At 38.0% G+C, this 5845-nt stretch carries 4 protein-coding genes; all 4 read right to left on the reverse strand.

From position 1 onward, the window contains the following. Positions 1-266 precede the first annotated feature (266 nt). Positions 267-2621 (reverse strand): FtsK/SpoIIIE family DNA translocase, encoded by a 2355-nt coding sequence (locus BFL01S_RS18650; protein WP_061786614.1) that lies wholly within the window; start codon positions 2619-2621, stop codon positions 267-269. 137 nt (positions 2622-2758) lie between these two features. Continuing rightward, positions 2759-2968: a YlzJ-like family protein gene (locus BFL01S_RS18655; RefSeq protein WP_025908582.1), complete on the reverse strand. Its 210-nt coding sequence runs from the start codon at positions 2966-2968 to the stop codon at positions 2759-2761. Further along, complete coding sequence (locus BFL01S_RS18660) at positions 2965-3726, reverse strand: ClpP family protease (RefSeq protein WP_025908581.1); 762 nt, start codon at positions 3724-3726, stop codon at positions 2965-2967. Before BFL01S_RS18660 ends, BFL01S_RS18655 begins: the two co-directional genes overlap by 4 nt. Before the next feature lie 307 nt (positions 3727-4033). After that, positions 4034-5695 carry a ribonuclease J gene (locus BFL01S_RS18665; RefSeq protein WP_061786615.1) on the reverse strand — a complete coding sequence of 554 codons (1662 nt, stop codon included), beginning with the start codon at positions 5693-5695 and terminating at the stop codon, positions 4034-4036. Positions 5696-5845 lie beyond the last annotated feature (150 nt).

Raw genomic sequence — 5845 nt, forward strand, 5'->3', positions numbered from 1 at the left:
ATTAATTTTATGTAAAAAATTTTAATATTTTTTAAAAAATATTGATTTTTTCTATTTGTTGCATGTAAGCATGTCTAACAACCTCATATTTCAATATTTATTTATTAAAGACAAACAAATAATTAATTTTAAAAAATAACATTCGTATTTTACCTAACAAAATATGATAACACATTTTTTTATAATACCTTTTTATAAAAAAATAACAGCATTTATGACAAAAAAAGACGTAGGGCATATGCTCTACGTCTTCTCTAACCATTTAATTATGTTCCAACATCTTCGTTTTGTTGTGAAACAAGTACTGCTCGAGGTTTACTACCTTCATAAGGTCCGACAACTCCACGTTCTTCCATTGCATCAATCAGGCGAGCTGCGCGATTATACCCAATTCTAAAGCGCCTTTGTAGCATTGAAACAGATGCTGTTTGCATTTCTGCTACAAGCTGAACTGCCTCATCATACAATTCATCCGCTACTTCTTCCACTTGTTCTGGCGCGTCTGTTGGAATCATTTCTTCCTGGTATTGCGCTTTTTGCTGAGCAATAACGAAATCAACCACTTCTTCAACTTCTTCATCAGATAGAAATGCTCCCTGTACACGTACTGGCTTAGAAGCTCCGACCGGCATAAACAGCATATCTCCACGGCCTAACAACTTCTCGGCTCCTCCCATATCTAAAATGGTACGAGAATCGGTTTGAGAGGATACGCTAAACGCAATTCGAGACGGAATATTCGCTTTAATAACCCCTGTAATAACGTCAACAGACGGCCTTTGTGTTGCAATAATTAAATGAATTCCTGCTGCACGCGCCATCTGTGCTAAACGAGTAATCGAATCTTCAACGTCTGATGAAGCAACCATCATTAAGTCAGCTAACTCATCGACAATAACAACAATGTAAGGTAGTGTCGGTTGCTTAGCATCCGAGTCATCATTGTGGCGCTTCACAAGATCATTATAGCCTTCAATGTTTCTTGTACCACTGTGTGAAAAGAGCTCATAGCGGCGCTCCATTTCGCTTACGACTTTCTTTAAAGCTTGAGATGCTTTCTTTGGATCAGTAACAACGGGTGCCAGTAGATGTGGAATACCATTATACATATTAAGTTCCACCATTTTAGGGTCAATCATCATGAGCTTGACTTCATGGGGCTTCGTTCTCATTAAAATACTAATGATAATTCCGTTAATACAAACACTTTTACCGCTTCCTGTCGCTCCGGCAACAAGCATATGAGGCATTTTATTTAATTCCGCTAAGACAGCGTCGCCAGATATATCTCTTCCCAGCCCCACTAGCAGCTTTTTATCAGGATCCATTTTGTCTTTGGATTCCAAGACTTCACGAAGCGAAACCATTGCTACCTCTTCATTAGGGACTTCAATACCTACTGCTGATTTACCTGGAATAGGCGCTTCAATTCGAATATCTTTCGCAGCAAGAGCTAAAGCTAAGTCATCGCTTAAATTTACGATTTTACTTACTTTCACCCCAACATCCGGATATACTTCATATTTGGTAACAGCAGGTCCTAAATGAACCTTGGCAACCGTGGCTTTTACACCAAAGCTTTGAAACGTTTTTTCTAGTTTTTCAGCATTTTTATAAATATTCTTCTTCTCTTTTGCTTGATTACTTTTCTTCGGCATTGTTAACAATCGGATAGGTGGAAGTTCATATTCCATGTTTTCAGCTTCCACAAATGAAATAACAGGCGCCTTTTCTTCTTGTTGAGCTGGGCTTTCTTTCTTTTCCACTGGTTGAACAGGCTTAACTGTTGGCTGTGGCTGAGGGTCTGGCTGAGCCTGAACAGACGCTGGAAGTGAATCAGCTTCTTCTTCATAATCAAAGTGCTCAATAATTGGAGGCTGCTTTGCAATGACAGGTGTTTCTACTTCCTGTTCATCACTCTCCTCCTCTTCTTCCACAGCTGGTTTACGCTTTTTCTTCCCTTTAGATGTTTGCTTCTTTTTAGAAGCCCAATTTGTAATATCTTCCCAACCCTCTTTTAATTCCGTGACTAAAAAGCGGACAATTGGCGTTAATACCTTTCGAAGCGTTTCGTGTAAAGAACGTCCCGTAATTAATAACACGCCAATCACAATTAAGAGGGAAGCAATGAGCTCAGTTCCTAAACTGTCAAATAAATAATAGAACATCGCAAACATAACGGCTCCAACCATTCCTCCACCTAAATCACTGCGATTTACTTCCCCAGTTGCTTCTAGCATGTATAAATCCCATGTATTTAAAATGACTGAAGGATCAGTAAAAGTACCATTCTTAGAAAGGTTTTCAAATAGCGTGACGTGACTAAATAATAAAATTGCTAAAATAATTAAATATGTACCAACTAGTTGCCTTGTTATAAACGGTGGCAGTGCCCTTTTCCAAATAATATAGCCTGACAGCACAAGCAAACCGATTAGCATAAGCATGTACCACTCACCAATAAAAAGGCGAACAAGCAGCACAAGCGCCTGACCAACCGCACCAAGCCCTGCCATCGCAATTAATGTAATAGCTAATAATAATAAGCCTATGAGTTCAAATCGGACAATGCGTTTCCATTCTTCTTTCTTAAATTTTCCTCTTCGCTTTTTCTTTGCCATGTTCTCACTCCAATCAACGTCTTCCTATGTTGATTTTCTTATTCATATAAACTGAACAAAAAAGCAGCCATTACTCGGCTGCAACATACTCATTTATTATTATACCATATAGTTTTAGTAAAATTATACTCAAATCCTTACGACAGAATTTGACCAGGATAATATTTTTTGTCTAAATAATGCTGAGGGTCTGTGCTTAAAATACGGACAATTTGCTGTTGATTGTATTCGTTTTCTTCTACAAGCATGGAAATGCCATTATACTGCATCATTTTCTGTTTTGGAAGCTCGGCTTGTGTTGTATCGGGATAAATTAGCTCTTGGGGCATCATTGTATACAAAATCATTGCAATAACTGGTTCTCCTGTTGATGTTGACCCTTCTGTTCAATAAGCTCATTAAGCTTTTTAATAGCTTGACCTACCCCGCCAACTTCATCAATTAATCCGTATTCAACTGCATCGGCTCCCACAACATTTGTTCCAATGTCTCGTGTTAGATTACCTTTTGAAAACATAAGCTCTTTAAATTTTTCTTCGGTAATATTTGAATGATGCGTAACGAAATTGACCACCCGTTCCTGCATTTTATCTAAGTATTCAAATGTTTGAGGTACGCCAATAACTAAGCCTGTCAAACGGATTGGGTGTATTGTCATTGTAGCAGTGCCAGCAATAAAGGAATAATGAGTGGATACTGCAATTGGGACTCCAATTGAATGTCCTCCTCCAAGCACAATTGATACTGACGGTTTTGAAAGAGAAGCAATCATTTCAGCAATTGCTAAACCAGCTTCTACGTCTCCACCTACCGTATTTAAAATAATTAATAAACCCTCAATGTTAGGGTTTTGCTCAATCGCTACAATTTGTGGAATAACATGCTCGTATTTTGTCGTTTTATTTTGAGGCGGTAGCTGCATATGCCCTTCTACTTGCCCTACAATTGTTAAACAGTGAATCTTTGAATCCTGTGGCATCTGTGCAACGTTTGTTTGTCCTAGCTGCTGAATTTTATCCAAAATACCACCTTTAGTATTCTCTTCACCTTTTTCAGGTTGCTGTGGTGCTGTTTCCGAAGAATTCATTTCATTGGGTTCAAACATCATTTTGCTCCTTTCCAACAATAATATTGTTAGTATGAGCTTTTCTTTTTTATTAAATCCATCGCTTTTACAATTCATACTGTTTCTTAATAAAAAGAGTCCAAATGCTTCTTTTTCAAAGGCGAACTCTGACTGTTCTAAACGAGTTAGGTTGAAAGTACAAGTTTACTCCATTGCGCTGCAGCCACTCACTTTCCACTCTTTTTTAAACTTGTTTTCCTACTCACCAAAAAAATCCGAGCTATTGAGAGTTAACTCTCAATAGCTCGGATATGTCATTAGCTTTTACCTTCCAGCCTCTTAACTCTTATATTTCCATGATAATTGGTAAAATCATCGGTTTACGTCTTGTTTTTTCATATAAAAACTGATTTAACGCTTCGCGCATTTTTAATTTTAAAGATGACCATTCAATCACTTTTTCTTCCATGCACTTTGCTAAAATCTCTTCAACCACTTTTCCTGCCTCTGTAAGTAGAGCTTCCGATTCTCTTACATACACAAACCCTCGAGAAATAATTTCCGGTCCTGCCACAACAGTACGCTGCTTCTTATTGATTGTAACCACCACTGTTAAAATTCCATCTTGTGATAGCAAGCGACGATCACGTAAGACAATATTACCAATGTCACCCACACCTAGTCCATCTATTAACGTATTTCCTGCATAGATACGTCCTGATGGCTGCATGCGACCGTCTTTATACTCAATTACATCACCTTTATCAAGTACAAAAATTTCATCATCACCTAAGCCTATTTCCTTTGCAATTTTTTCATGTGATTTTTGCATACGATATTCGCCGTTTACAGGGATTAAGTATTTAGGATTCATTAAATTCAACATGAATTTTAGTTCTTCTTGACTGCCATGCCCAGAAGCGTGAACTTGCTTTTGGCTATGAACGACGTTTGCTCCTAAGCGACTAATAATGTCGATTACTTTTGCAAAGATTACTTCATGGCCCGGAATTGGTGTTGCAGCAATTAGCACCGTGTCGTCTTTTTTCACTTGAATAAATTTATGAGATTGTTTGGCCATGCGATGTAATGCTGCCATTGGCTCTCCTTGATGCCCTGTCGTTAGCACAACCGTTTCGTGCTCAGAAATATCGCGAAGCTTTTGCACAGGGACAATTAAATCTTCGGGTATTGATAAGTGTCCAAGTTCCACTGCGATTTCAATTGTTTTCATCATACTTTTTCCAACTACAACTAGCTTGCGATTGGTTTCATACACTGCCTGAATTACCTGCTGAATCCGCTGAATGTTTGAGCTATATGTCGCTACAATAATTCGTCCTTTTGTATGATGGAACAGCGAAGCAATCTCTTGACCAATTACAGCTTCAGATGTTGTATATCCAGGCTTTTCAGCATTGATACTATCAGATAGCAAGCACAATACTCCTTGCTCACCAATCATCGCCATTTTTCCAATATCAGGTTTTTTTGACAAACGATTTTGATCGAAAATAAAGTCTCCTGTATGTACGATTGCGCCATGTGAAGTATGCAAACAAATGCCTACTGAGTCAGGAATACTGTGGTTTGTTCGGAAAAATGAAACGCTTACGTTCTCAAACGAAAGACGTGTCGATGAGCTGATAACGTTTAACAATGAGAAACTATTTAGTCCAACCTCTTTCATTCTTTCTTTTACTAACGCAAGGGTAAATTCCGTTCCATATACGGGCACTTCAAGTTTTTTTGAAATAAATGGAATAGCACCAATTTGTTCTTCGTGACCATGCGTTAAGAAAATAGCTTTTACACGTTCCTTATTTTCAATTAAATACGAAATATCAGGAATCACCATATCAATTCCAAGCATATCCCCGCCTGGAACCTTTGCTCCTGCATCTAGTACATAGATATCGTCGTTCACCTCAACGATGTACATATTTTTACCGATTTCTCCTATACCACCCAAAGCTGAAATTTTAATATTTTCTGTCTTTTTATTCAATTCCGTTTCCTCCCAAAATCATAGACCCGTCCATAATCTCATTTGTCTTCATTATAACTGATGACAGAATTGGAATACAAGAAATTTCATCCATGCTTTTCTAATGAATAAAAAAAGCCCCCTGCATTCTTTTACGAAGGGACTGACCCC

Source organism: Priestia flexa NBRC 15715 (assembly GCF_001591565.1).
Taxonomy (GTDB): domain Bacteria; phylum Bacillota; class Bacilli; order Bacillales; family Bacillaceae_H; genus Priestia; species Priestia flexa.